At 41.5% G+C, this 23,522-nt stretch carries 27 protein-coding genes; all 27 read right to left on the bottom strand.

What is annotated here, in order from left to right; all coding sequences use genetic code 11:
• Positions 1 to 4: 4 nt before the first annotated feature.
• The 27 genes from B9Y89_RS12565 to plsY all read right to left on the bottom strand — a co-directional run bounded on the left by B9Y89_RS12565 (position 5) and on the right by plsY (position 23,512).
• Positions 5 to 472, bottom strand: a complete 468-nt coding sequence (locus B9Y89_RS12565) for a DUF2487 family protein (protein ID WP_085523562.1) — start codon at positions 470 to 472, stop codon at positions 5 to 7.
• An 88-nt stretch (positions 473 to 560) separates the two neighbouring features.
• Complete coding sequence (locus tag B9Y89_RS12560) at positions 561 to 1,100, bottom strand: ReoY family proteolytic degradation factor (RefSeq protein ID WP_176222207.1); 540 nt, start codon at positions 1,098 to 1,100, stop codon at positions 561 to 563.
• Positions 1,101 to 1,161: 61 nt separating this feature from the next.
• Positions 1,162 to 2,412 (bottom strand): tetratricopeptide repeat protein, encoded by a 1,251-nt coding sequence (locus B9Y89_RS12555; RefSeq protein ID WP_085523560.1) that lies wholly within the window; start codon positions 2,410 to 2,412, stop codon positions 1,162 to 1,164.
• A 19-nt stretch (positions 2,413 to 2,431) separates the two neighbouring features.
• Positions 2,432 to 3,301, bottom strand: a complete 870-nt coding sequence (locus B9Y89_RS12550) for a hypothetical protein (protein ID WP_085523559.1) — start codon at positions 3,299 to 3,301, stop codon at positions 2,432 to 2,434.
• Between the two features lie 165 nt (positions 3,302 to 3,466).
• Positions 3,467 to 4,759, bottom strand: coding sequence for a 3-phosphoshikimate 1-carboxyvinyltransferase (aroA, locus tag B9Y89_RS12545; protein ID WP_085523558.1), 1,293 nt, complete (start codon positions 4,757 to 4,759; stop codon positions 3,467 to 3,469).
• 9 nt (positions 4,760 to 4,768) lie between these two features.
• Positions 4,769 to 5,872: a prephenate dehydrogenase gene (locus tag B9Y89_RS12540; RefSeq protein ID WP_085523557.1), complete on the bottom strand. Its 1,104-nt coding sequence runs from the start codon at positions 5,870 to 5,872 to the stop codon at positions 4,769 to 4,771.
• On the bottom strand, positions 5,862 to 6,950 hold the full coding sequence (gene hisC, locus B9Y89_RS12535; protein WP_085523556.1) for a histidinol-phosphate transaminase: 1,089 nt from the start codon (positions 6,948 to 6,950) through the stop codon (positions 5,862 to 5,864). Before hisC ends, B9Y89_RS12540 begins: the two co-directional genes overlap by 11 nt.
• Complete coding sequence (gene trpA, locus B9Y89_RS12530; protein ID WP_085523555.1) at positions 6,947 to 7,762, bottom strand: tryptophan synthase subunit alpha; 816 nt, start codon at positions 7,760 to 7,762, stop codon at positions 6,947 to 6,949. Before trpA ends, hisC begins: the two co-directional genes overlap by 4 nt.
• Positions 7,755 to 8,951 carry a tryptophan synthase subunit beta gene (gene trpB / locus B9Y89_RS12525; RefSeq protein WP_085523554.1) on the bottom strand — a complete coding sequence of 399 codons (1,197 nt, stop codon included), beginning with the start codon at positions 8,949 to 8,951 and terminating at the stop codon, positions 7,755 to 7,757. Before trpB ends, trpA begins: the two co-directional genes overlap by 8 nt.
• Positions 8,938 to 9,588, bottom strand: a complete 651-nt coding sequence (locus B9Y89_RS12520; RefSeq protein ID WP_085523553.1) for a phosphoribosylanthranilate isomerase — start codon at positions 9,586 to 9,588, stop codon at positions 8,938 to 8,940. The genes trpB and B9Y89_RS12520 overlap by 14 nt, the downstream gene beginning before the upstream one ends.
• A complete protein-coding gene (trpC, locus tag B9Y89_RS12515) occupies positions 9,585 to 10,349 on the bottom strand; it encodes an indole-3-glycerol phosphate synthase TrpC (protein WP_085523552.1) in 765 nt (254 codons plus the stop codon). Before trpC ends, B9Y89_RS12520 begins: the two co-directional genes overlap by 4 nt.
• Complete coding sequence (trpD, locus tag B9Y89_RS12510) at positions 10,342 to 11,364, bottom strand: anthranilate phosphoribosyltransferase (RefSeq protein WP_085523551.1); 1,023 nt, start codon at positions 11,362 to 11,364, stop codon at positions 10,342 to 10,344. Before trpD ends, trpC begins: the two co-directional genes overlap by 8 nt.
• A 248-nt stretch (positions 11,365 to 11,612) precedes the next feature.
• Positions 11,613 to 12,770 (bottom strand): chorismate synthase, encoded by a 1,158-nt coding sequence (gene aroC, locus B9Y89_RS12505; RefSeq protein WP_085523550.1) that lies wholly within the window; start codon positions 12,768 to 12,770, stop codon positions 11,613 to 11,615.
• Between the two features lie 110 nt (positions 12,771 to 12,880).
• Complete coding sequence (locus tag B9Y89_RS12500; protein WP_085523549.1) at positions 12,881 to 13,648, bottom strand: CheR family methyltransferase; 768 nt, start codon at positions 13,646 to 13,648, stop codon at positions 12,881 to 12,883.
• Positions 13,649 to 13,885: 237 nt separating this feature from the next.
• Positions 13,886 to 14,329, bottom strand: a complete 444-nt coding sequence (gene ndk / locus B9Y89_RS12495) for a nucleoside-diphosphate kinase (RefSeq protein WP_085523548.1) — start codon at positions 14,327 to 14,329, stop codon at positions 13,886 to 13,888.
• Positions 14,330 to 14,462: 133 nt separating this feature from the next.
• Entirely contained in the window at positions 14,463 to 15,431 is a 969-nt protein-coding gene (hepT, locus tag B9Y89_RS12490; RefSeq protein WP_085523547.1) for a heptaprenyl diphosphate synthase component II, read from the bottom strand.
• Between the two features lie 25 nt (positions 15,432 to 15,456).
• Complete coding sequence (locus B9Y89_RS12485; protein WP_085523546.1) at positions 15,457 to 16,170, bottom strand: demethylmenaquinone methyltransferase; 714 nt, start codon at positions 16,168 to 16,170, stop codon at positions 15,457 to 15,459.
• Positions 16,170 to 16,934, bottom strand: coding sequence for a heptaprenyl diphosphate synthase component 1 (locus B9Y89_RS12480; protein ID WP_176222206.1), 765 nt, complete (start codon positions 16,932 to 16,934; stop codon positions 16,170 to 16,172). Before B9Y89_RS12480 ends, B9Y89_RS12485 begins: the two co-directional genes overlap by 1 nt.
• Before the next feature lie 216 nt (positions 16,935 to 17,150).
• Positions 17,151 to 17,396, bottom strand: coding sequence for a trp RNA-binding attenuation protein MtrB (mtrB, locus tag B9Y89_RS12475; RefSeq protein ID WP_139822799.1), 246 nt, complete (start codon positions 17,394 to 17,396; stop codon positions 17,151 to 17,153).
• Positions 17,397 to 17,436: 40 nt separating this feature from the next.
• Positions 17,437 to 18,000: a GTP cyclohydrolase I FolE gene (gene folE, locus B9Y89_RS12470; protein ID WP_441351486.1), complete on the bottom strand. Its 564-nt coding sequence runs from the start codon at positions 17,998 to 18,000 to the stop codon at positions 17,437 to 17,439.
• Positions 18,001 to 18,145: 145 nt separating this feature from the next.
• Positions 18,146 to 18,418: an HU family DNA-binding protein gene (locus B9Y89_RS12465; protein WP_085524728.1), complete on the bottom strand. Its 273-nt coding sequence runs from the start codon at positions 18,416 to 18,418 to the stop codon at positions 18,146 to 18,148.
• 243 nt (positions 18,419 to 18,661) lie between these two features.
• A complete protein-coding gene (gene spoIVA, locus B9Y89_RS12460; protein WP_085523542.1) occupies positions 18,662 to 20,140 on the bottom strand; it encodes a stage IV sporulation protein A in 1,479 nt (492 codons plus the stop codon).
• A 191-nt stretch (positions 20,141 to 20,331) separates the two neighbouring features.
• Entirely contained in the window at positions 20,332 to 21,045 is a 714-nt protein-coding gene (locus tag B9Y89_RS12455; RefSeq protein ID WP_085523541.1) for a hypothetical protein, read from the bottom strand.
• Positions 21,046 to 21,063: 18 nt separating this feature from the next.
• Entirely contained in the window at positions 21,064 to 21,258 is a 195-nt protein-coding gene (locus tag B9Y89_RS12450; RefSeq protein ID WP_085523540.1) for a DUF2768 family protein, read from the bottom strand.
• A gap of 251 nt (positions 21,259 to 21,509) precedes the next feature.
• Positions 21,510 to 21,770 (bottom strand): stage VI sporulation protein F, encoded by a 261-nt coding sequence (locus tag B9Y89_RS12445; protein WP_085523539.1) that lies wholly within the window; start codon positions 21,768 to 21,770, stop codon positions 21,510 to 21,512.
• 77 nt (positions 21,771 to 21,847) lie between these two features.
• Positions 21,848 to 22,897 (bottom strand): NAD(P)H-dependent glycerol-3-phosphate dehydrogenase, encoded by a 1,050-nt coding sequence (locus B9Y89_RS12440; RefSeq protein WP_085523538.1) that lies wholly within the window; start codon positions 22,895 to 22,897, stop codon positions 21,848 to 21,850.
• A gap of 12 nt (positions 22,898 to 22,909) precedes the next feature.
• Entirely contained in the window at positions 22,910 to 23,512 is a 603-nt protein-coding gene (gene plsY / locus B9Y89_RS12435) for a glycerol-3-phosphate 1-O-acyltransferase PlsY (protein WP_085523537.1), read from the bottom strand.
• Between the last annotated feature and the right edge of the window lie 10 nt (positions 23,513 to 23,522).

Here is a 23,522-nt window from a genome sequence, read left to right as displayed (position 1 = left end):
TAGGTCACTGTTGAGTTCCTTGGGTCCAGTGATCTGTAATAGTTTTGAGAATTGATCCCATATTTTCTTCCAAAAAGTCGGCTCGATGCCGACTATCCATATGTTCAAGTGGAACGGCTGGCATCCATAATAATTCACCTAGCTCAGATTCTTTTTGCTTCCAGTCAACATCAGATGTCATAAAAATGACATATTTAACGCCACTGGATTTTATTTCATCTTTCCACATTTGAATCCGTTTCATTCGTTCCTCAAGAGATTCCTGTTTTAAATAAGTAAATGGCGGACTTTCAACAATCCGTCCTTTAAGTTCTTTTTCAATCGCCATAGCCATTGTTTGGATATATCCCCCTTCACGAACCGTATTCACCATTGTTTCACTCCACTCCACAGGTACAAGCGGAATGATTACCGTGTCAATATATTGCTTGTCTGACATAAAGGTTTGCATGTCTGAGGCCTGCCATTTCATATTCGATCTTCCCTTCTTAATCAACCTTGCATAGTTATTGTAAACGAAATTGAATCAATAATAAATAAAAACCCCTAGCTTGGGGTTTTTATTGTAAATCTTTCAATTGTCTGGTTAAATGATGGAATGCTTTAGAGTCGCCTTGATCCAGTGCCTGATCAATCGCGTGATAAAGCCTCTCTTTCTGAAAATGCTGCTCAGCATATTCCAATACGTCGCGAGCCGCTTCCCCATACCAATTACCGATATCGCGATGGTCTTCATAAAAGGGGTTCTCTTCCAATACGGCCACGAAAGCCGGCGACTGGAATGGGGCAATAAAATTCAATTGAATATAGATGGGTGCATCCTGATCCATTCGAATATCGTGAAAAGCCTTTTCAGGTTGTGTGGTTTCGATTTGCTGTTTTTTGTACAGAAATGGCTGCTTATCCATATTAGTGTCGGTGATCACCATTGCTCTTGGACAATCAGATACATCCTCAACAAACTTCATCAAATTAAGCAATTGTTCATCGCTTGCCATATAATTTAACAACCATACACATTCACGATTCTTTAACTGGTAGTGGCTTAAAAACCACTTTAAAAAAGAACGTTTTTGATCAGCACTTATAACTTGTTCCAACCGCAACCATCCCCTTTAAAAGGTAACATCTCCTCTTATTCTAACGAATTCTTGGATTAACTTAAAAATCCTGCTCAATTCTTTCGACAAATAACGCCAATTCATTATTATCAGGGTCCAGAGCCAATGATTGTTTCAAATGACTCAATGCTTTGTCACGCTTTCCAAGTTGCCAAAGAATTTCGCCGTACTCCTTTTGAAAACCGGGATCCTCAGCAAAATTAGCATTCGCATTTTCGTAGACCTTCAGCGCTTGTTCCATGTCATCTTCTTCAAAATATGCTTTACCCAAAAACCAATTTAATTCAGGATCATCGTCATTTCTGGATCCAAGCAAATCAATGATTCCTTCATAGTCCTCAAGCTCTAGCCGCAACAAGGCAAAGGATTTTAGCGCGTCCTCATTATCAGGGCTAATGCGAAGCAATTCCTGATAATAGTTGACGGCTTCATCATATTTGGAAGCGTTCTTAGCGAGTTGAGCAGCTTCTTCATACAAGCGTTCATTGTGTTCATCCAATTGTATGCCGGACTCTAATGTTTGTAAAGCTTCTTCCACGGCCCCTTCTTCCTTATAAGCACCGGCAAGCACCGGATACAATGTACTATATTGCGGATCCATTGTTTTTAAATCTTCTAGCACTGAAATGGCTGTTTGATATTTTTGTGCTTGATAAGCCGTCACACCATAACCGAACAAGCCATCTAATGTTTGATGTTGCTCAATCCCTTTTTTATAATAAATTAGTGCTTCTTCAAACTGACCGTTAAGACTTAAAACTTCCCCCAGCTTCAGCATGACATCTTCATGTTCTAATTCTTCTGCATGCATTGCGTCCTTATAATAATTGATAGCATGGTTCGCTTGACCGCTTGTCCGGTAAAATTCACCCAAGGCATAAGAAAGGACAGGATTATTAGGTGCCATTTTATAGGCCTTCTTCAAACGGGATTCAGCCGCTTCTTCCAATCCTTGAAGCTGGTATAAATCAGCGAGCAATAGCTGAGCGCTTAAGTAATTTTCATCAAGCTCATGAATCTTTGTTAATAAATCAATAGCCTCTTCTTCTTTGTCATCATCAATTTCTATTTCGGCTTTAAACAAAACCAGATTGCTGTCATAAGGATGTTTAACCAATAATCGCTCAAGAATATCTTTAGCTTCGGGTATACGCCCCCATTCGAAGTAAAGTTGGGCTATATTAAACAGCGTATCGTCATCAGCTGTCTGAGCCACTTGTTTGAGGATGGCCATCCCTTTTTCATAATCGCCGTTTTGGACATGAGCGATCGCTGTATCAATTTCGTTCATTCGCTAACTCTCCCTCTAATTAAACCGTCAGTCGTTTCGGTTTTCTTACCGTTAATTCTTGACCATATCCGGGATGATAAAAATATTGATTCGCGGCTTTAAGAACCCGGCCTCTTAATGTCACGATATCCATTTCTTCCTCTCCATCATAATGAAGATTGCCCCTTCCATCAAATGATTCGATATAATAATCACAATCACTCCCGGATGATAAAGCTCCTTTAAATGGATAAAGCCCCAAAGCTTTTAAAACTGATGGATGGATAGCTTTACATTTGTGAGGGGGCGAAAAAACATTTAAATTCAAGCCCTGGGCAAATGATAACCACTTTCGCTGGATTTTACGCAACTTCCGAGACGATAAAGGCTGCACTTGATCATGCTCTATGAAGATAACCGGTTGATAGTCATTGACAGCATCACGAATCCATTGCCACGGTTTATTATAGAGATCTGTATCATTTGAAAATGAAACAACAATGAAGGGCAATTTTTCTTTAGCACAAAGTCGGTATAATTCGGGGGTTAGACGATTGACATCCGTTAATGCACCGATAACAAAATCGACAGGGCAATTAATCATACGATGACGGGCCTGTTGTAACTTTGTTTTAAACTCTTTGGGTCTCCTTACCTTAAACGTTGTCAATAACGTCGTTACACCTTGTCCAATCAGGTGCTTATACCATATCTTTTGTTGATTAAAATCAGTGAACGACCCAACTTTAGGCTCATAATAAACAAGACCAGGCTGGAGATCAACATCAGCTGCCTCAACCCTAAGGAGATTGAGTTGTGATGGACCATAATGCCGATGAACGATCTTTCCATTCTCTGTTACAAATAAAGTTAGGTTGTCCAAATATTTGGCACGAATAGCATATTTCACGTCTCTCACTCCAATCGGCTATTACTATCACGCTATGAAGTAAAAGCAAAAAAAATAACCCGGTTATAACCGGGTTAACATGTATGGATGGAGTGGAGAGAAACCATTGACCTTATTATAAATGGTCTCAGTAAATAATTCAACAACTTTTCTAAAAATTATGTTTTATTTTATACTATTCAATATTGATAGAAATCCGGGAAATGATACATCAATGGCTTCAATATCGTCAATCGTTACTGGGGTGTCAGCATTACATGAAGCTACCGCCAGCGTCATGCCGATGCGATGGTCACCATAACTCGTTGTTTTGGCCCCCGTGAACGCTTGACCAGGATGTCCGTGTATGATCATCCCGTCACGGGTCTCTTCAATTTCAACGCCCAACTTACTTAATTCAGTCACCGTAGCATCAATGCGATTGGTTTCCTTTACCCTTAATTCTTCGGCATCACGAATGGTTGTTGTTCCTTGAGCTTGTGTGGCCATTAACGCAATCACTGGGATTTCATCAATTAATCGTGGAATTAAATCTCCTTCAATAACAGTGGATTGTAATTCTGAATAGCGAATACGTAAATCAGCCACAGGTTCTTGATTAAAATGAGTTTCATTAACCACTTGATAGTCAGCGCCCATGGCATCCAGCACATTCAGAATACCGGTGCGGGTTGGATTCATACCGACATTGCGAAGCATGACATCACTTCCAGGTGTTATTAGCGCAGCAGCAATAAAAAACGCCGCTGAAGAAATATCTCCTGGAACTTTAACATGAGCCCCGTGAAGCATTTGCGGCCCCTTGACGGTTGAGGTAAGTTCATACTGCTCCAAGTTCCCGCCAAAAGCAGGAATCATCCTTTCAGTATGATCACGGGACTGAGCAGGTTCTGTCACACTGGTGCCCCCATTCGTTTGTATACCAGCTAACAGAATCGCTGATTTGACCTGACCACTCGCCATTTGTGATTCATATGCCATGGCCTGTAGCGAACCGCCATTAACAGTTAGTGGGGCTAAGTTTCCACGATCCCTGCCCAAAAACGATGCACCCATTTGTGATAGCGGACGGATAACCCGGCCCATGGGCCGTTTATGTAAAGACTCATCACCTGCTAAAACCGAATAAAATGGCCGTGCCGCGAGCACACCAAGCAACAGACGGATCGTTGTACCAGAGTTACCCATATCAAGGACACGCTCGGGCTCAGTAAAAGCGTCGTATCCATCACTTTTGATGGTGACAACGTCATTTTCTTTATTGATACGTACTCCAAGCATTGAAAGACTCTCAAGGGTTCGTAGGCAATCTTCTGATGACAAAAATCCCTCGATAATAGTTTCTCCTTTAGCCATAGCACCAAAAATCGCCGCCCGATGTGATATCGATTTATCACCAGGGATTTCAATGGTGCCTGCTAGGGATCCAGTAGGTGGTGCTAAAGTTGTTGTTTTCATGTCAATCACCTAATCATTAATATAAGTTTTATATTGATTGCCCTCTAGAATGGCCGTCGCTGCTCGACGATCAGGTTCACGGGAAAACGTCAACCTTAACACGCCTAAAATATTTTCACGCCATTCAATCACACCAATATTTTGAATATTGACACCAGCGGCACCAATCATTTCCGTTAATTTAGCTATCACACCTGGTTCGTCATTAACATCAACATACAAATCATAAAATGCCGGCGCCACTCTCTTGTCTTTGACAGGGAACTGGTCACGGTAAACTTTAGCATCGGAAAAATAGGTATAAATTTGTTCCCAATTGCCAGTTTGGATCATGGATTTAGCACGATCCATCACTTGTTGCCATTCCTCAAACAAGTCGAGAAGCACTGATTGATTGTCAAGAACAATATCCGCCCACATTTTTGGATCTGATGACGCAATCCGAGTAATGTCACGAAACCCTCCTGCCGCTAACTTTCGGACATTCTGGGAACCCGTTTCAGCAACATTCATAAGGTGATGGACAAGACCCGAAGCGGCAACGTGAGGAAAGTGGCTAATCACACCGACGACACGATCATGTTCATCAGGTGTAATCGGTGTGAATTTGGCACGAGTGCCTTTTAATAACTCAATCAATTGGTCTAGTGATGCTTTATCTTCGACGTGAATCGGTGTCAAAAAATAATAGGCATTTTCAAACAGATGAGCTTGTGCGGCATCTACACCCGTTTTATGAGAACCCGCCATCGGATGTCCGCCAATAAAGGTGTATTGTCCAGCAAAATCCCGTTTGGCTGCAGCGGTAATATTCTGCTTTGTGCTGCCAACATCCGTGATAATGACGTCATCCTTAAGATCATACCCTGACAATTCTGTCATTAATGACAATATGTTGTTTACTGGAGCGGCTAAAATGATAACATCAGCCGTCTTGGCAGTTGCTAAACTTGTCGTTGTTTCATCGATAACACCTAAGACCTTAGCCCGGTTCAGAATATCTTCATCAACATCATAACCCATCAAATGGACATCTGGATGTACATTGCGAATGGCCTTGGCCAACGAACCGCCGATGAGTCCAAGACCCGCAATCAAAACCTTATCTGTCATGGATATAATCCTTTAAATGTTGAATAACCGCTTCATTATCCGCTTCTGTCCCGATTGTTATTCTTACACCATTGGGATAACCTAACGCTTCTCCCGATCGAACAATATAGCCTTGCTTTAATAGATAGTTATAAATCACATCACCGGACACACCGAAATCAATTAAGATAAAATTCGTCTGTGATGGAAAATACTTTAACTGAAATATGTCACAGAAGTCATAAAAAGCTTCAAGGCCCTGTCTGTTTTTTCGAGAACATTCATCGACAAATGAATGATCATCCAAAGCAGCAACAGCTGCAGCCTGGGCTAATCGTGAAGCATTGAAAGGTTCCCGAGCCGGTTCAATCCCTTGAACAAGATCCGCATGCCCTACCCCGTAGCCAATCCGAAGGGCTGCAAGTCCATAGGCTTTGGAAAAAGTTCGAGTCACAAATAGCTGACGATACTCATTGGATAACGTCACAGCATCAGGAAAATCCGAAGCTGTGACATATTCAAAGTAAGCCTCATCACAAACCACTGTTACATATGCTGGAACTTGATCCAAAAAAGTCCTGAGTTCATAATCTCGGATATACTCTCCCGTCGGATTATTCGGGTTACATAGCCAGATGATCCGTGTTTCATCATCAATGGCGGCTAACATTGCCTCTAAATCATGACGACCGTCTTCTTTTAAAGGAACTTCTTTGACTTCCGCCCCCTCTATAACGGCGTTTCGTTTATATTGTGGAAACGTCAAATCAGCCATTATTGTATTAGTCCCAGGTTCTAGCAAGCTTCTCGATAAAATGTGAATGATTTCATCAGTTCCATTTCCAAAGATAAGACGATCTTCAGACACACCCAGGTGGCGGCTGACCTTTTCTCTTAAATCAGCCGCATAGCCGTCAGGATAAACCATTAGTTCACCAAATACGCGCTCCATCCCTTGTATAGCATTAGGTGAGCTGCCAAACGGATTTTCATTAGATGCGAGTTTAACAACTTTCTCCAAGCCTAATTCAGCTTTAACATCTTCAATATTCTTTCCCGGTTTATAGGGTTGAAGTGTTTTGAGTTGCTCCTTCATCATTCACCAACTCCCTGCTTATCAAAAAATTTATTCCACAACCTTTCACGGATAGCTGCGACAACTTGTTGTCTGGAAGTTGGCTCAAGCAAGCCATGCTGATTGTTTTCTATCTCTCGGACAATCGCACTGCCGACGACAACGCCGTCGGCATCATCTTTAACATCCATCATCTGCTTCCGTGATGACACCCCAAAGCCGACAGCAATCGGAATGTCACTATAGTTTTTAACACGCTGTAAAAAGGTATAAACACTTGGTGCAAATTGTCCGCGTTCTCCTGTAACACCAAGAGAAGATACACAATATAAGAACCCATCAGCGTTTTGACAAATGTTTTGTAGACGCTCTTCACTCGTTGTCGGAGCGACTAAATGAATCAACGCTAGTTTGTTTTCATTTAATGAACGTTTCAGTTCGTGACTTTCCTCAAACGGAAGATCAGGAACAAGCACCCCATCAATGTCGCAATCATTGGCCAAATTAATAAATTGCTGCTCTCCCAATTGTACCAAAGGATTATAATAGGTAAATATAATAATAGGGATTGTCACACCATGCTTCCGCATTTGTTTAGCTAAGTTCATGGAGGTTTCTAAAGTAACGCCGTGTGATAATGCCCGCGCAGACGCTCGTTGAATCACAGGTCCGTCAGCTAAAGGATCGGAAAATGGAATGCCTAATTCAATTGCATTCGCCCCTAAATCTTGCAACATCAACGCCAAATCGATCGTCACTTCAGGAGATGGATCACCTGCTGTTATAAAAGGTATAAATAAAGGATGATCGGAAAGATGGGTGTCGAGTCTAGTCATCGCTATCACCTTCTAACATCTGCTGAATGGTATAGACATCCTTGTCGCCCCGCCCAGATAAACAAAGTAAAATAGTTTGATCGGCAGGACAGTCTTTCGCAATTTTCATCGCGAGAGCTAGACCATGTGCACTTTCTAATGCCGGTAGAATCCCTTCGTATTGTGTTAAGACTTGAAGTGCGTCGATGGCTTCATTATCTGTGATCGCTTCATAGGCAACCCGTCCGGAATCTCGCAAATAGGAATGTTCAGGGCCAATTCCTGGATAATCCAAACCTGCTGAGATCGAATAAGGTTCTTGAATTTGCCCATATGAATCTTGTAGAAGATAGGTCATCGATCCATGGATGATGCCTTTTCCCCCATGAGTTAAGGTCGCAGCGTGTTCTTCCGTATCAATGCCATGACCAGCGGCTTCAGCCCCATGTATTCGGACACCCTCATCGTCTAAAAATGGATAAAAAGTTCCCATCGCATTGCTTCCGCCCCCGACACAGGCAACAATATGGTCGGGAAGTCGATCCGTTAATTCGAAGAACTGCTCTCGAGCTTCATCGCCAATGACGCGTTGAAAGTCGCGAACCATCCGTGGATACGGATGAGGTCCTACAACGGACCCGATTAAATAGAATGTATCCTCGACATTAGCGACCCAGTAACGCAAAGCATCATTTGTTGCATCTTTTAATGTCCGACTTCCTGATTCAGCAGGAACAACTTCCGCCCCCAAGAGTCTCATTCTGAATACGTTCAATTCCTGACGTTCAATATCTTTTTGGCCCATAAATATTTTGCAGCTCATTCCGAAATAGGCCGCCACCGTTGCCGTTGCGACGCCGTGTTGACCTGCACCTGTTTCGGCAACCAATTTATTTTTGCCCATTCGTTTGGCTAGTAAGGCCTGACCGATCGCATTATTAATCTTGTGCGCACCCGTATGGTTTAAGTCTTCCCGTTTCAAGTAAATCGTCGCCCCACCCACTTTAGCTGACAGCCGTTCAGCTCGGGTAACGGGAGTAGGTCGACCAGAATAGGCTTGAAGAAGCTCGTGATACTCGGTCATAAAGGCCTGATCTTGTTTGGCTTCTTCATAAGCTACTTCTAATTCTTCTAAGGCATACATCAATGTTTCTGGAACAAATCGTCCGCCAAATTCACCGAAACGTCCCAAATCATTAGGCAAACTCATTATTGTCAACAACCTTTCTTTCTAATGCTTCCATTAATGCCGCAGATTTCATTCCCTGCACTTCAATACCTGAAGCAATATCGATCCCATCCGGTTGATAGTCTAAGAGTTCTTGAACGTTATTAACCTTAATGCCACCAGCTATAAAACAAGGTTTACCGTACACGTGAGCTATTTCCGCATATTGAGGAATATATGACCAGTCAAATGCTTGTCCCGTGCCGCCCCATTCACCATGAACTTTTGTATCAACAAGAAAACCATCAACAATTGTTCCATAAGTTTTCAACAGTGTCGCAGTTTCCGGGGTATGCGACACTGTTTTCCAAATCTGCACATCACTATTTTTCCGCAATTCCTTGATATAAGCGGTTGATTCACTACCGTGAAGTTGAACGATGTCTAACGGTACGGTTTCTACAGTCTTTATAACAACCATCAGTGGCTGATTGACAAAGACACCGACGAGCTGTTGATCAGGTTTGGGTGGCAACGTTCGCACCCATTGTTGTACTTCCTGAGCAGTCACCGTCCGTCTGCTTTCTTGTGTAAAAATGAACCCAATATTATCAGCATGGGATTCCCGACTTTTTTGATAATCAGTTAGGCTTTGATTTCCACAATACTTCAGCATCATCGTGATTCACCGAACAAGTTACGGATGCCTTCTTCAGGAGTTGATGAGGTCATCAGAGCTTCACCAACCAAAACACCATGAACGCCAAGACGCTTCAGCCGCCCAATATCATGATTGTTTTTTATACCAGATTCACTGATTAATAGACTTTCAGGCGGTACGTCGCTCAATAAATCTTCGGTATGCTGTATATCGGTTTTAAAGGTTGTAAGGTCACGGTTATTGATGCCGATGATTTCGGGAACGAAAACATCTAAGAGTCGAGCAAGCTCATCGCCGTTATGGACCTCAACTAAGCATTCTAAACCAAGTTGTTTTGCCATTTGATAAAATGTATGCAATTTTTGAGGCGATAGGACCGCAGCTATGAGTAAAATCACATCGGCGCCAATAGCATCACTCTCGGTAATCTGCCGCTCATCAATTATAAAATCCTTACGTAAAACCGGTATTTGAACGTGGCGCTTGACCGAGATTAAATTGTCAGCAGAACCTTGAAAAAACGATTGATCAGTCAAGACCGAAATCGCATCCGCCCCAGCTGCTTCATAGGCTGAAGCAATTTTTTCTGGTTCAAATTGTTCGGCAAACAGACCTTTTGACGGCGACGCTTTCTTCACCTCTGAAATAAGACCAACAGATCGATTGGCGTTCTGCAAAGCTACTTTCAATGATCGGTGCGGACTTTCTCGATTCATGATTTTCCGGGGTGCATCTTTTTTTAGCTCTTGGTTTTTCTTAGCAATGATGTCATTAAGCATGTTGTTCAGTCCTTCTTCCATCCATCTTCAAAAGTTTAAGTTGCTCATAGGCCGCTCCGTTAATTATATATGTCCTTGCTTGATGCACGCCCTCACTAATGGTCGTTGTTTTTCCAGCGGCATATAAAGCTGTGCCGGTATTCAGTAAAACAATATCAGTTGCGGTTTCTGGACCATCTCCCTTTAAGATGTTTTCAATCAACGCTGCACTATCTTGCGCCGATTGGACTTGAATATCTTCAAGCCGTCCAGTGGTTAAACCGACATCTTCAGGTGTTATTGTGAATGCTTCAATCTCATTTTGGGTCACTAATAACCCTCGTGTCTGGCCTGTAATCGAACATTCATCCAATCCCTGGTCACCGCTCACTAGAACCGCTCTCTTCACACCCAGATTTTGCAGTGTATAAGCCATCTTTTTAGCTAGTTCAAAATCAAAAACACCGATAATCTGTTTTTGGCTATTAGCTGGATTAATAAGCGGACCTAAAATATTAAAAAACGTCCGGAATCCTAATTCTTTTCGTGGATGCGCCGCATATTTCATTGAACGGTGGTAAAGAGGGGCATATAGAAAACACATATTGTGCTGCTCTAACTGTTCATAGGCCTCATCCATAGTCGTTTGGACTGGAATGGATAAATGATCCAGAACATCGGCAGACCCACTTTTCGAAGAAACAGCACGATTGCCATGTTTGGCAACTTTGACATTCATGGAAGATAACAAGATCGCGGTTGCTGTAGAGATATTAAAAGTATTTAATCCATCACCGCCAGTACCGCAAGTGTCGATCACATCAAAGGAATGGGTCAACGTCTCTGCGTGTTGACGCAACGAATCCACAAATCCAGTGAGTTCATCGACAGTTTCATGACGGAAACGAAGAATTGACAATAATGAAGCAATCTGGCTGTCGGTTGCTTCACCTAACATAATCGTATTCATAACTTTCCTAGACTCATCTCGGCTTAATGTTTCACCACTGACTAAGCGGCTCAATTGTTCTTTCATTCAACTCAACTCCTACTCGGCTATGCTCAATAATATTTTAAAAAACCACAGGCTGAGCCTATGGAGGTTTCTTACATGATTCTAAGATTCATCTCAGACTCGGCTAAATTCTCATCTCATACTCTGGCTCTTAAACCATTCAGTTTTTAATTATCCTTTATCGTATCGAAGCCCTCTATAGTTTGTCAAGAGATGATCCATTCTCTTTCCTATAAAGATTTCAATACTCGATCCTTCTAACTATTCCCTTAAAAATCAGCCATCCATTGACAGTAATTTTCGTAATTAACGGTAATCTCACCGAGTCGATCTCCACCGAATTTTTCTAAAAACGCATTTGCGATTTCCCAGGCGACGACGTTTTCACAAACGACACTGGCTGCTGGAACAGCACAATTATCTGTGCGTTCAATACTTGCTTTAAACGGTTCTTTACTATCAATATCAATGCTCTGCAATGGCTTGTAAAGGGTAGGAATAGGCTTCATCACACCACGTACAATTACAGGCATTCCCGTTGTCATACCGCCTTCAAAACCACCAAGATTGTTTGTACTTCTAGAGAAACCAGCATCTTCATAGGTGATTTCATCGTGGACTTGACTTCCAGGTTTCTCAGCAGCGGAAAATCCAATGCCGAACTCCACACCTTTAAAGGCATTGATACTCGTGACAGCCATAGCCATCCGCGCATCCAATTTTCGATCATAATGGACGTGCGAACCTAATCCTGTCGGCACACCGGTAACAACTGCTTCGACAATCCCCCCCACGGAATCACCATTAGCTTTAGCTTCATCAATGACAGCCATCATCGCATCTCCCGTTTCAGATGTCATACAGCGGACAGGAGATGCCTCAGTGACGGTTTTTAGTTGCTCTAAGTCACCATCAAAAGTATATGAATCGCGGACACCACCGAGTTCCGCTACTCGACCCCCGACATCAATTCCAAATGATTTCAATAACTTCTTAGCAATCGCTCCAGCGGCAACTCTAACCGTTGTTTCCCGAGCTGATGAGCGCTCCAAAACATCACGCATATCGCGATGGCCATATTTAATCGCTCCATTTAAATCAGCATGTCCCGGACGCGGCCGGGTCACTTGTTTTTTCACTTCACTATCAACCGGATCAGGGCCCATAATTGACTCCCAGTTTTTCCAATCTTTATTCTCAATGACGATGGCCACTGGTGCCCCTGTCGTATAGCCATGACGAACACCGCTAACAATCTGAGCTTGATCTTTTTCGATTTTCATCCGTCGACCACGCCCATAGCCGCCTTGTCGACGCCTTAATTCACCATTAATATCCTCTGAAAGCAATTCTAAGTTGGATGGCAGCCCTTCTACAATTAGAGTTAATTGTGGCCCGTGTGATTCCCCTGCTGTTAAAAATCTCATAATATCCTCCCTCATTAATCATTTTACTATTTTTCCATTTTTAGGATACGTCCCTTATCTCCCAACTAAAATGATAGGGTAGTGCTTAGCGAAGCGGGAAAGTGTGCCTCTTATATTTTTTGATAGATAAACTTACCAATAGCTTTCAAACCATAGACTTCAGGTTTGAAGATTTGCTCAGTGCTGCCGACAAACAAAATACCATTACGATTCAACGCTTCACTAAATCGCTTATACACACCCATTTTCGCTTCGTCAGTAAAGTAGATTAAGACATTCCGGCACACAATTAAATCGTAACAGCCTTCATAAGTAGATGATAGTAGATTATGTTGACAGAATGTTACGCTTTGTTGATACACCGGTTTAATCATATAGCCTTCATCTTTTTTAATAAAATACCGCGACACTTCATCAGCAGATAATTCTTTAAACTGACGGTAATCATAGATCCCCTTCTCAGCAGTTTCCAGCACCTTTTCATCAATATCAGTAGCATAAATCCTATGAGGTATCGGGAGCATTTGATGAAATAGAATAGAAAGTGTGTAAGGCTCTTCCCCCGTTGAGCATGCAGCACTCCAAATATTACATCGCTTCTTATCCGTCCACAACTGGGTCAATGTCGCAACAAGATCCTTCCAGCGCTCGCGGTTACGGAAAAATTCAGAAACATTGATCGTCATCTTATCTAGGCATTCGTGTTTGATTTTTTGTGATTGCTGGATGAGCGTATAAAAATCATAAAAATGATCTAATTGATACTTGTTCCTGAGCGATGTCAATCGTCGTTTCATTTGTTCTTCCTTATACTGGGTTAAATCAATCCCTAACACGTGATTGATTTGCTTAATAAACCAGTCATAACCATCTTCCAATTAATCCCCCCCATTTATATTAAACTAAGGTTTATAGTGAATAATTATACTTTCTCACAATCAAAAAAACCAGCCTTTAAAGGCTGGTTTTTTTCAAACTTAAAGAAAATATAAAAACTTTCTTCAATAAAGAAGTTCGGCTAAGATAAAGGATGTTCAGCTAAAACGCCACTCTTGTAACAACGTCGAACGAACTCGCATCATGTATAACTAGATTGACGATAAGCCATGTTTTCATTAAACCCATTGATTAATCGCTTTTTGATAACCAAGAACATCGCTATCATTAAAGAACAAATCGATTTCTCTTTCAGCACTTTCTGGAGAATCGGAACCATGAATCACATTTTGACTTAACTGGACCCCAAAGTCGCCTCGAATCGTGCCCGGTGCCGCTTCCTTAGGGTTGGTAGCTCCCATCATCTGGCGGGCTGTGGCGATGACCCCATCACCTTGCCACACCATAGCAAAAACAGGACCCGATGTAATGAAATCAACCAAATCGTTAAAGAACGGCTTGTCCTTATGTTCTGCATAATGCGTTTCCGCTAACTTTCGATCAATCTGCATTAATTTGGCACCCGTTAGTTGAAATCCCTTTTGTTCAAATCGTTTGACGGTCTCACCCATTAAATTACGTTGAACCCCGTCCGGCTTAACCATTAAAAATGTTTTCTCCATCTCAGCATCCTCACTTTCTATATCTATCTAAATACCTGTCTATAGTCTACCAAAATGTAAAAGCGATTACAATCCTATTTAACAATTGTTCGGACCCCACTGACTGCCAGTGACATCCGAAGAAAACGTACGTTTAATACTTACGTTTGCCAATATAATCAGCAATTTTGCGAAGCGACGATTTAGCCGGCTCGTCCGGTAATGTATGAAGAACATCATAGGCCTTCTGTAAATAGCGATCGCTCAAACCCTGGGCATAATCTATTCCGCCTGACTGTTTGATGACCTTGATAATCTGATCCCATTCATCCTTTGATTTATTAGTCATAGTGACCAACTGCTGAAGCTCATTTTGGTTCTCACCCCATTGATAAGCATAGAGAGCTGGTAGCGTTAAGTTTCCCTGCTTAATATCACTGCCGGCCGGTTTACCCAATTGAGCCTCAGTTCCTACAAAATCGAGAATATCATCTGTGATTTGAAAGGACATTCCAGTGAAGTAACCAAAATAGTAGAGTTTTTTATGAATAGAAGCACTGGCACCTGCTGCCATGGCTCCTAACTGACAACTTACAGCCATAAGAATAGCCGTCTTACGTTTAATTCTTAACAGGTACTGTCTGAGATTCTGCTGCCAGTCTCCTTGGTTTTGACTTTGGACAATTTCACCGAGAGACATTTCTTTAATCGCTTTAGAAAGAACTTCATGAGCTTTAACATTTTCAAATTCCGACATAAGGTCAAGGGCCTGTGCAAAAATAAAATCCCCTGTATACATAGCAACACGATTATCCCATTGCGCTTTAACCGTTTCTTTACCCCGTCTAAGATCTGCATTATCAACAACATCATCGTGAACAAGAGAGGCCATATGAATCAATTCTAATGTGACAGCCACATTATTCACTAACGAACGTTGTCTATCACCAAATTCAGACGACAACAAAACAAAAACAGGACGGATTCGTTTCCCTCCTGCCTTTAATAATTGTAAAGACGCTTGTTGTAAAATAGGGTGCTTTGCCGTAACAGCCGCTTCAAGTTCGGTTTCAATATTGTTCAAATCTTTTTTCAATTGTCTATAGATGGCACTTAAACTCATAATGTTCACCTTTATATATAAGTTATCATTCAACAGATTTTTGACCGGTATGAATCGCTGCAATACCGCCCGTTAACGAGTCATAGGTCACACTGAAAAAACCAGCTTGTTGGAACAAATCGGCTAGTACTTGCTTATTAGGAAAATGTCGAGTTGATTCCTGCAACCAGACATACTCTTTATAACTATTGGCAAAGACTTTACCCAATAACGGCATCAAATATTTGAAATAAAAGAAATATAATTGTTTATAGACCGGAATGGACGGCTGGGATGTCTCCAGACAGATCACCCGTCCACCGGGTTTTAACACACGATGCATTTCCTTCAATACTTGCAAATAGTCAGGTACATTGCGAAGGCCGAAACCTACGGTAACATAGTCAAAACGATTGTCCGCAAAAGGCATGTTCATGGCATCCCCATGGACAAATTGATAATTATCAAAAGAAGAATGTTCGGATTTTTGCTTCGCAACCTTTAGCATATTATCACTGAAATCAAGACCGATCACACAACCATCTTGACCAAGTGTTTGTGAGAGTCCGTAGGTCCAGTCACCGGTACCACAACAAACATCTAGCGCCTCACGACCAGGTTGTGGGTCAAGAAGAGCCATTGCCTTCCTGCGCCATAATTTATGTTGATTAAAACTTATTAAGGAATTCATAAAATCATATTTTTTATAAATACTTTGAAAGACGTGATGAACTTTTTCTTTTTTGGCATCTGGCTGCATTAAGATCCTTCTTCCGCAATCAATTTATGCCCTTGAAACTGATTGAGCCATTGATTTCGCTTTATGACATCCGATATCAAACGAGGAAGTGGCTTCTGTCCATTAACAAATATCGGCAACAATCCTTGGATCGCATCTTCAAACACTTGAATAATCCCTGACCTAATATCAGGACGTTTTTTGAAGGCTTGTTCAAATAATGACGACCCTTCTCCTTGCACCAACAAGTTCTTTTCCTTCCATAACCGTTTGAGATAGAAATAATCTTGGATGATGCGCCGATCTTCACTGTATCCTAGGGACAAGCACACCTTATCAATAATCGTTGTCTCAATGACTCTTAATGTACTCAGCATTTGCGCCCACGATAAATCATTCTTATATAAAGCCATCTTGGCTTCATTAACGGCTTTAATACCCTCAGAAACGGCTTTGATGGTTTGGTTATCCTTCAATGTTGATAGCAAATAATAGTAAAGCGCACTATAATAGTCACCGGCTAATACCGTTAACTCCCGTTCTTTGCCAATCACTTGGGAAGCATCTACTGAAATCGTATCATGTGTATTTAACGCTGTTTGTACAAGGACGATTGATGCCACGTAGTCTTCAGTATTCTCATGTATCGGCTGAGCAAGTTGATATAACAGGTCAACTTGTTCCTCATCAATGTCCGGTGCCTTGATAAACCGGGATAAATAAGGTTGCTGTATGTATTGTTTAATATGATCCATCAGCTGTTTCAACTGGCGATTCTCTGTCATCATAGATCCCCCATGCGAATGATCGGCTAGCTATAGGTTAAGCACTTAAATCATTATAGCACAAATCAACCAAACCCATAAAGCCAAAATACAACCCTATTAAAGATAACCCGGCTTATCGCCAAGCATTAATGTCGAAAGCATTAGTTGACTTATATTTTTCTTTAAGTGATATAAAAAATGGAGGACCTGCCTCCATTTTTTATATCACAATTTTTAATCGGCTTCTGTTTCGCCGTGCCTGGTCTGAATCGTTGCTTTTCCTCGAACTTTCACAGCACCCGTATGTTCCGTGAATTGGGCAATCATCACTTCACCTTTATCAAGTTTTTCAGAGTGGTGAAAACGGGTATCCGCTCCACGCGTTAAACCAATGACATTAACGCCATCTTCATTCGCTTTGACAACAAAGAATTCATTACTATTATTTTGCTCCACAAGCACACCTCCATCTACAATCATTATGAATAAATTGTCTTGCTTCCTCTGTCGATTCTTGAGCTTAATCTCTAATGAGTGACATGGCTTCAGACCGTGATGAAACATCTTGTTCAAATGTCCCTCTTACAGCAGAGGTAACAGTTTTCGATCCTGGTTTTTTGACACCTCTCATGGTCATACACATATGTTCAGCCTCAATAACAACAATAACACCGTGAGGGTTAAGACTTTCTACAATGGCATTAGCAACGGTCGTCGTCATTCGCTCTTGTAACTGAGGACGCTTAGCCACTGCCTCGACCGCTCTTGCTAATTTGCTTAAACCCGTTACTTTCCCATCACGCGGAATATAACCAACATGTGCGTTGCCATAAACCGGGAGTAAATGGTGTTCGCACATAGAATAGAATGGAATGTCCTTGACTAAGACCAATTCCTCATGCTCTTCGCCAAAAATGGTTTCAAAATATTCCTTAGGATCTTGATCAAGACCAGCAAAGACTTCTTCATACATTTTGGCTACACGTTTAGGTGTATCAATGAGTCCTTCTCGTTCTGGATCCTCACCAATAGCATCAATAATCATTGTAACAGCTTGTTGAATTTTTTCTCGATTTATACTCAAAGATTTGTCCTCCATTCAAGGCACATATCGTCTTATAAGATTATACACCAAACGTAAATATTCCATCAAATCTAGCGTTCATAACGTAGTCGAGCCTACAAAAGAAAAAGAGCCACTATAAGTGGCTCTTTTTCTGCCCTATGTATTACTTTACAGCATCTTTAAGGGCTTTCCCAGGTTTGAATGCCGGAACCTTGCTGGCCGGAATTTCAATTTCATCTCCGGTTTGTGGATTACGTCCTTTACGCGCTGAACGCTCACGGACTTCAAAGTTTCCAAAACCAATTAATTGAACATTATTACCTTCTGTAAGTGAATCAGTAATTGCGGAGAACACTGAGTCAACGGCATCGGATGCATCTTTCTTTGATAGTTGAGTTGATTCTGCAACTGTATTAACCAATTCCGTTTTATTCAACATTCTCACCTCCTCTCGAGGAATGCTGTTCATATGATTTTCAAAGTCATATACCTACTATCAACGCTAATCATAAAGGAACTTAGGACATAATTCAACAATTTCTATGGAATTTAGCTAAAAAAGTCCTGAATTTCCTTCATTCTATTAACATTATAGCCCATTTTACAGAATTATAGACAACTTTTTTTAAACAATAAAAAAGCTTCCTGTCCATGTGACAGGAAGCCTTTCAGGTTTTTTCTACAAAATAATAGCAATTAATCCGCCGGATCCTTCGTTGATAATTCTTTCAAGTGTTTCCTTAAGTTTATACCGGGCGTTTTCCGGCATTAACGATAATTTGGCGGAAATACCTTCGCGGACAATAGAATTTAAGGATCGACCGAATATATCGGAATTCCAAATAGAAAGTGGATCATCTTCAAAATCTTGCATTAAATACCTTACTAGTTCCTCACTTTGCTTTTCGGTTCCAATAATCGGTGAAAACTCGGATTCAACATCCACTTTGATCATATGAATGGATGGCGCCACCGCCTTGAGACGAACACCAAAGCGTGACCCTTGGCGAATAATTTCAGGTTCATCCAAACTCATATCTTCCAATGCCGGCGACGCAATACCATATCCGGTTTGTTTGACCATTGTAAGGGCATCCGACACTTGATCATATTCACGCTTTGCCTCAGAGAATTCCTGCATTAACTGTAAGAGGTGATCTTTTCCCCTGATTTCAACACCGACAACTTCTTTTAACACTTGGTCATACAGGTCATCGGGGGCGTAAAGATCAATCTCAGCCACCCCTTGGCCCATGTCAATCCCTGCAAGAGATGCATTATCAATGAATTCATAATCATCAAAATGACCGACCACGCGATCAACATCACGAAGGCGTTTAATATCTTGAACGGTATTCTTCACCGCTTCCTCATAGCTTTCTCGCAACCAATGATCTTCACGGAGGACCATTACCCAGCTTGGCAAGTTAACATTGACTTCCAATACCGGAAATTCATATAACGCCTCTCGCAGAACACTGTTAATGTCATGTTCCGTCATATTTTCAACGCTTTGCGCCAATACCGGAATATCATATTTTTCATTAAGCTGTTTCCGCAATGCCTCTGTATCCGGATGGTGCGGCTGAGCCGAATTGATCACCATAATAAATGGTTTACCGACTTCTCTAAGTTCTTCAACCACACGCTCTTCTGATTCTAAATAATCATAGCGCGCAATGTCTCCGATCGTTCCATCTGTGGTGACAACGACGCCTAATGTTGAATGCTCTTGAATGACTTTTCTCGTACCAATTTCTGCAGCCTCTTGAAATGGAATGGGTTCATCATACCACGGTGTATTGACCATTCGCGGCCCATTCTCATCTTCAAATCCTTTGGCACCATTGACTGCATATCCGACACAATCCACAAGTCGGGTATTCACTTCCAAACCTTCATCAACATTCACAGAAACCGCATTGTTTGGCACAAATTTAGGTTCCGTTGTCATGACTTGTTTGCCTGCGCCGCTTTGCGGTAGTTCATCTTGTGTCCGCGCCCGTTCGGATTCATTTTCTATGTTGGGTAAAACCACCAACTCCATAAACTTTTTGATAAATGTGGATTTACCAGTCCTGACAGCACCAACGACACCAAGATAGACATCCCCACCTGTCCGCTCGGCGATATCTTTAAAAATATCGACTCTTTCCATTCTATACCCTCCCGTACAGCATAATGAATCGACTTCAACCTGATTCGATACTATATAACTATGACTTTGTCCATTGATTATGCTTTTTTTATAAAAATAGATTTTACAAAATCATAGTTATGAATGCGATGGATCCAGGCAAAAAAACCTCTCGCTTTATCCCTATTTGGAGCGAGAGGTTTTCATACCAATTATTTTATTAAAAATACAATGTCACCATTCTTTAACGTATACGGCAAGGACTTTACAGGCACATACGGGGAATTCTGAACTAAAACCTGACGCAAATCTTCACCTGGTTTATAGGTTTTATCAGTATTATTCAGTGTCTGATAAATATCAGGTAAATAGTTGATAAACACTTGGGAATCGTTATTTAAAACAAACCCCAGTGGTTGTCCACTGTAAGGACTTGTGACTTTGGGCGGACTGTCATACCCCAACTGTTCAAAATTGATCTTATAACGTCCTGGTGTAATCATATCAGCAAGTGGCGCATAACCATGGCGCGCACGAAATCGATCAACTTTCTTTTGTATGCGTTTTACTTGGTTGTAAATCGCCACATCCAAAACCTTAACCTGGGGTTCTTGTTCAGGATGAACAATCACATATTGAAAATATCCACCTTTTTGATAGGCATTCGCAGGCGGCTTTGGCAAATAATCTGGAACTAAGCGATTAAAATCAATTTTGTACCTTAGATATTTTGGTGTATCCTCATTAAAATTCTCAATAGGCAAGCCTATCTTCGCTTCTTTAAAAGCGCGAACAGCTGCTTCAACTGTATTAATATCTGTTTGATAAGCCTTATGAGTTTGCGACTGATTACTCTCAGGATCGACACAACCCGTTAACGCAAAAATCAATGTCATGGTTAATATGTATTTTATAATTCGCTTCATGTCAGTTCTCCCTTACCACTAAACCGGACTCGAAAAGATAATCATAATCATAAGAATGCCACCAATAAATAAAAACGCATAGGCAATAAAAGAGACAATCAAACGGAAAAGGCCCGATAATTTATATCGACTCAACATTATGAACACCGCAGCAACCACTAATAAAAATATGGCCAAAAATGAAATCCACATCTTCATCAAACCTGGGGACATGTCTCTCTTCCTCCAATCCATACGTATTATAGCACATTTTCCGGGCCTGACAATATCATTTCTATTTTGACAAAGGTCTGCCGTATGGCTTGACCAAACATAAAAAAACTGAAAGGAAAGGCGAACCTCCCTTTCAGTTTTAATGACTAAAACCTTCCATACACAAAGCCCTTCGTTAGAATTGATTTGTGTATTCATGATTAGCGTATGCCGTTGTTAGCATGAATGTCGCAGACGATAGCCCAGATTTTTTACTTTTTATCAAACATTTTAGCCAAGGAAGAAAAATCCATCGGCACATCATTGTCAACAATGGCTTTCACGATTTGCTCTTCTTTGTCTTTGGAAATTGACGTATTCGCCATTTGAGCAACGCGTGAGACAATTTGGCGAACCGTTTGTTCATCTTGAAAATTGGCATTGGCCACTGAATTGGCCAAAGAAAAGATGTCTTCCTTTTTAACATTTGTGTTCTGTTCAATCTTATCAAAAAATGGATGGTTTGGGTCCATGGAAGCCCTCCTTTTTCCCATGCTTTCAAGACATTATATGCAGAAGGGCTCCTAGTGTGATGATTAGATCCTAAATCTTAATCCTTTTCGTGCAGGGAAACATTAGACAAAATATGAGTTAATCCCCCATGTTCACTCGTCTTATCACGATTCATTAACTCATCAACAGCCGTTTTTGGATGTTTTTCACGAAATAGAACTTCATAGATAGCTTCGGTAATGGGCATTTCAACATCAACCCTTTCAGCAAGAGCAAAAGCCGCTTCTGTCGTCCGTACGCCTTCAACAGCCATTCCCATTCTATCAAGAACGTCATCAAGTTGATGACCTTGTCCTAATAAATGCCCCGCTTTCCAGTTACGGCTATGAACACTTGTACATGTCACGATCAAGTCACCCATGCCGGCTAGTCCCGTAAAAGTCAATGGTTCGGCACCCATTTTCGTACCTAAACGACTGATTTCGGCAAGCCCACGAGTAATCAGCGCTGCTTTTGCATTGTCACCATAGCCTAATCCGTCAGAAATACCAGCACCAAGAGCAATAATATTTTTCAATGCGCCTCCGAGTTCGACACCGACCATATCTTTATTGGTATAGACCCTAAAATGTTGATTGATAAATAAATCTTGTACCTCTTTAACAACATCAGGATTTTCAGAAGAGGCAGTCACCGTTGTCGGCTGTTTACGGCTCACTTCCTCAGCATGACTCGGGCCGGATAGTACGGCGACGCCCCTTAATACAGAAGCAGGCATTTCTTCCATAATGATTTCGGTAACCCGTTTGAACGATTGCGGTTCAATTCCTTTGCTTCCATGCGTTAATGTCACCGGTGTCGTTAAACACGCCTTCAACTCGTTCAATACACCTCTGAGACTTTTAGTTGGGATGACCAGAATAATATGCTGGACGCCTTCGACAACATCTGCTATTTGCTGATAGGCTTGGATTTGTGTTGGCAAAGTAACATCAGGTAAGTATTTATGATTCGAATGTTGGTTGTTAATTTCATTGACTTGCGCTTCCCGTCGAGCCCATAGTTTGACATCATGGCCATTATTGGCAAGCACCATGGCTAAAGCCGTTCCCCAGCTGCCAGCACCTATAACTGCAATCGCGCGCATCCTTTGACCTCCCTAAGATGTTTTCTTGCTTTGTCCTAATTTACTTTCCTCGCCTTTTATGAGTCTGCTGATATTGGTCCGGTGTTGCCAATAAGAAAGGACCATAATCAGACACTCAACAATAAGAAGCGAAAGAGAATCCTGACTATAAAAATAAGTCATAAAAGGGGTAACTGTAATCAGCAACAATGATCCAAGTGATACATAGCGAGTCACCGCAATCACAATAATTGTGATAATCCCAGCTAAGAGGGTCGGAATAACATTCAAAACGGCAAAAACACCAATCGTTGTGGCAACACCTTTTCCGCCCCTAAAGCCGTAATAAACCGGCCAGTTATGGCCAAGGATGGCAAATAACCCAGCAGCCGCAGCAGCCCAATCATCTAATCCCAATAATCGTGCTAAAACAACAGCGACGATGCCTTTAGCAACATCTAATAATAGGACAGTAACAGCTGGTCCCGTCCCAAGAACCCTTTGCGTATTGGTCGCTCCGGCATTACCACTACCAAGCTGCCTTATATCTACTTTTTTAATCTTTTTTGTCATGAGATAACTAAAACTAATCGCCCCAATAAGATAGGAGACGAACCAAGTTAACGCAACAACCATGTCATCCTCC

Source organism: Tuberibacillus sp. Marseille-P3662 (assembly GCF_900178005.1).
GTDB lineage: Bacteria > Bacillota > Bacilli > Bacillales > Sporolactobacillaceae > Marseille-P3662.
This window is presented reverse-complemented; position numbering and strand designations above follow the sequence as displayed.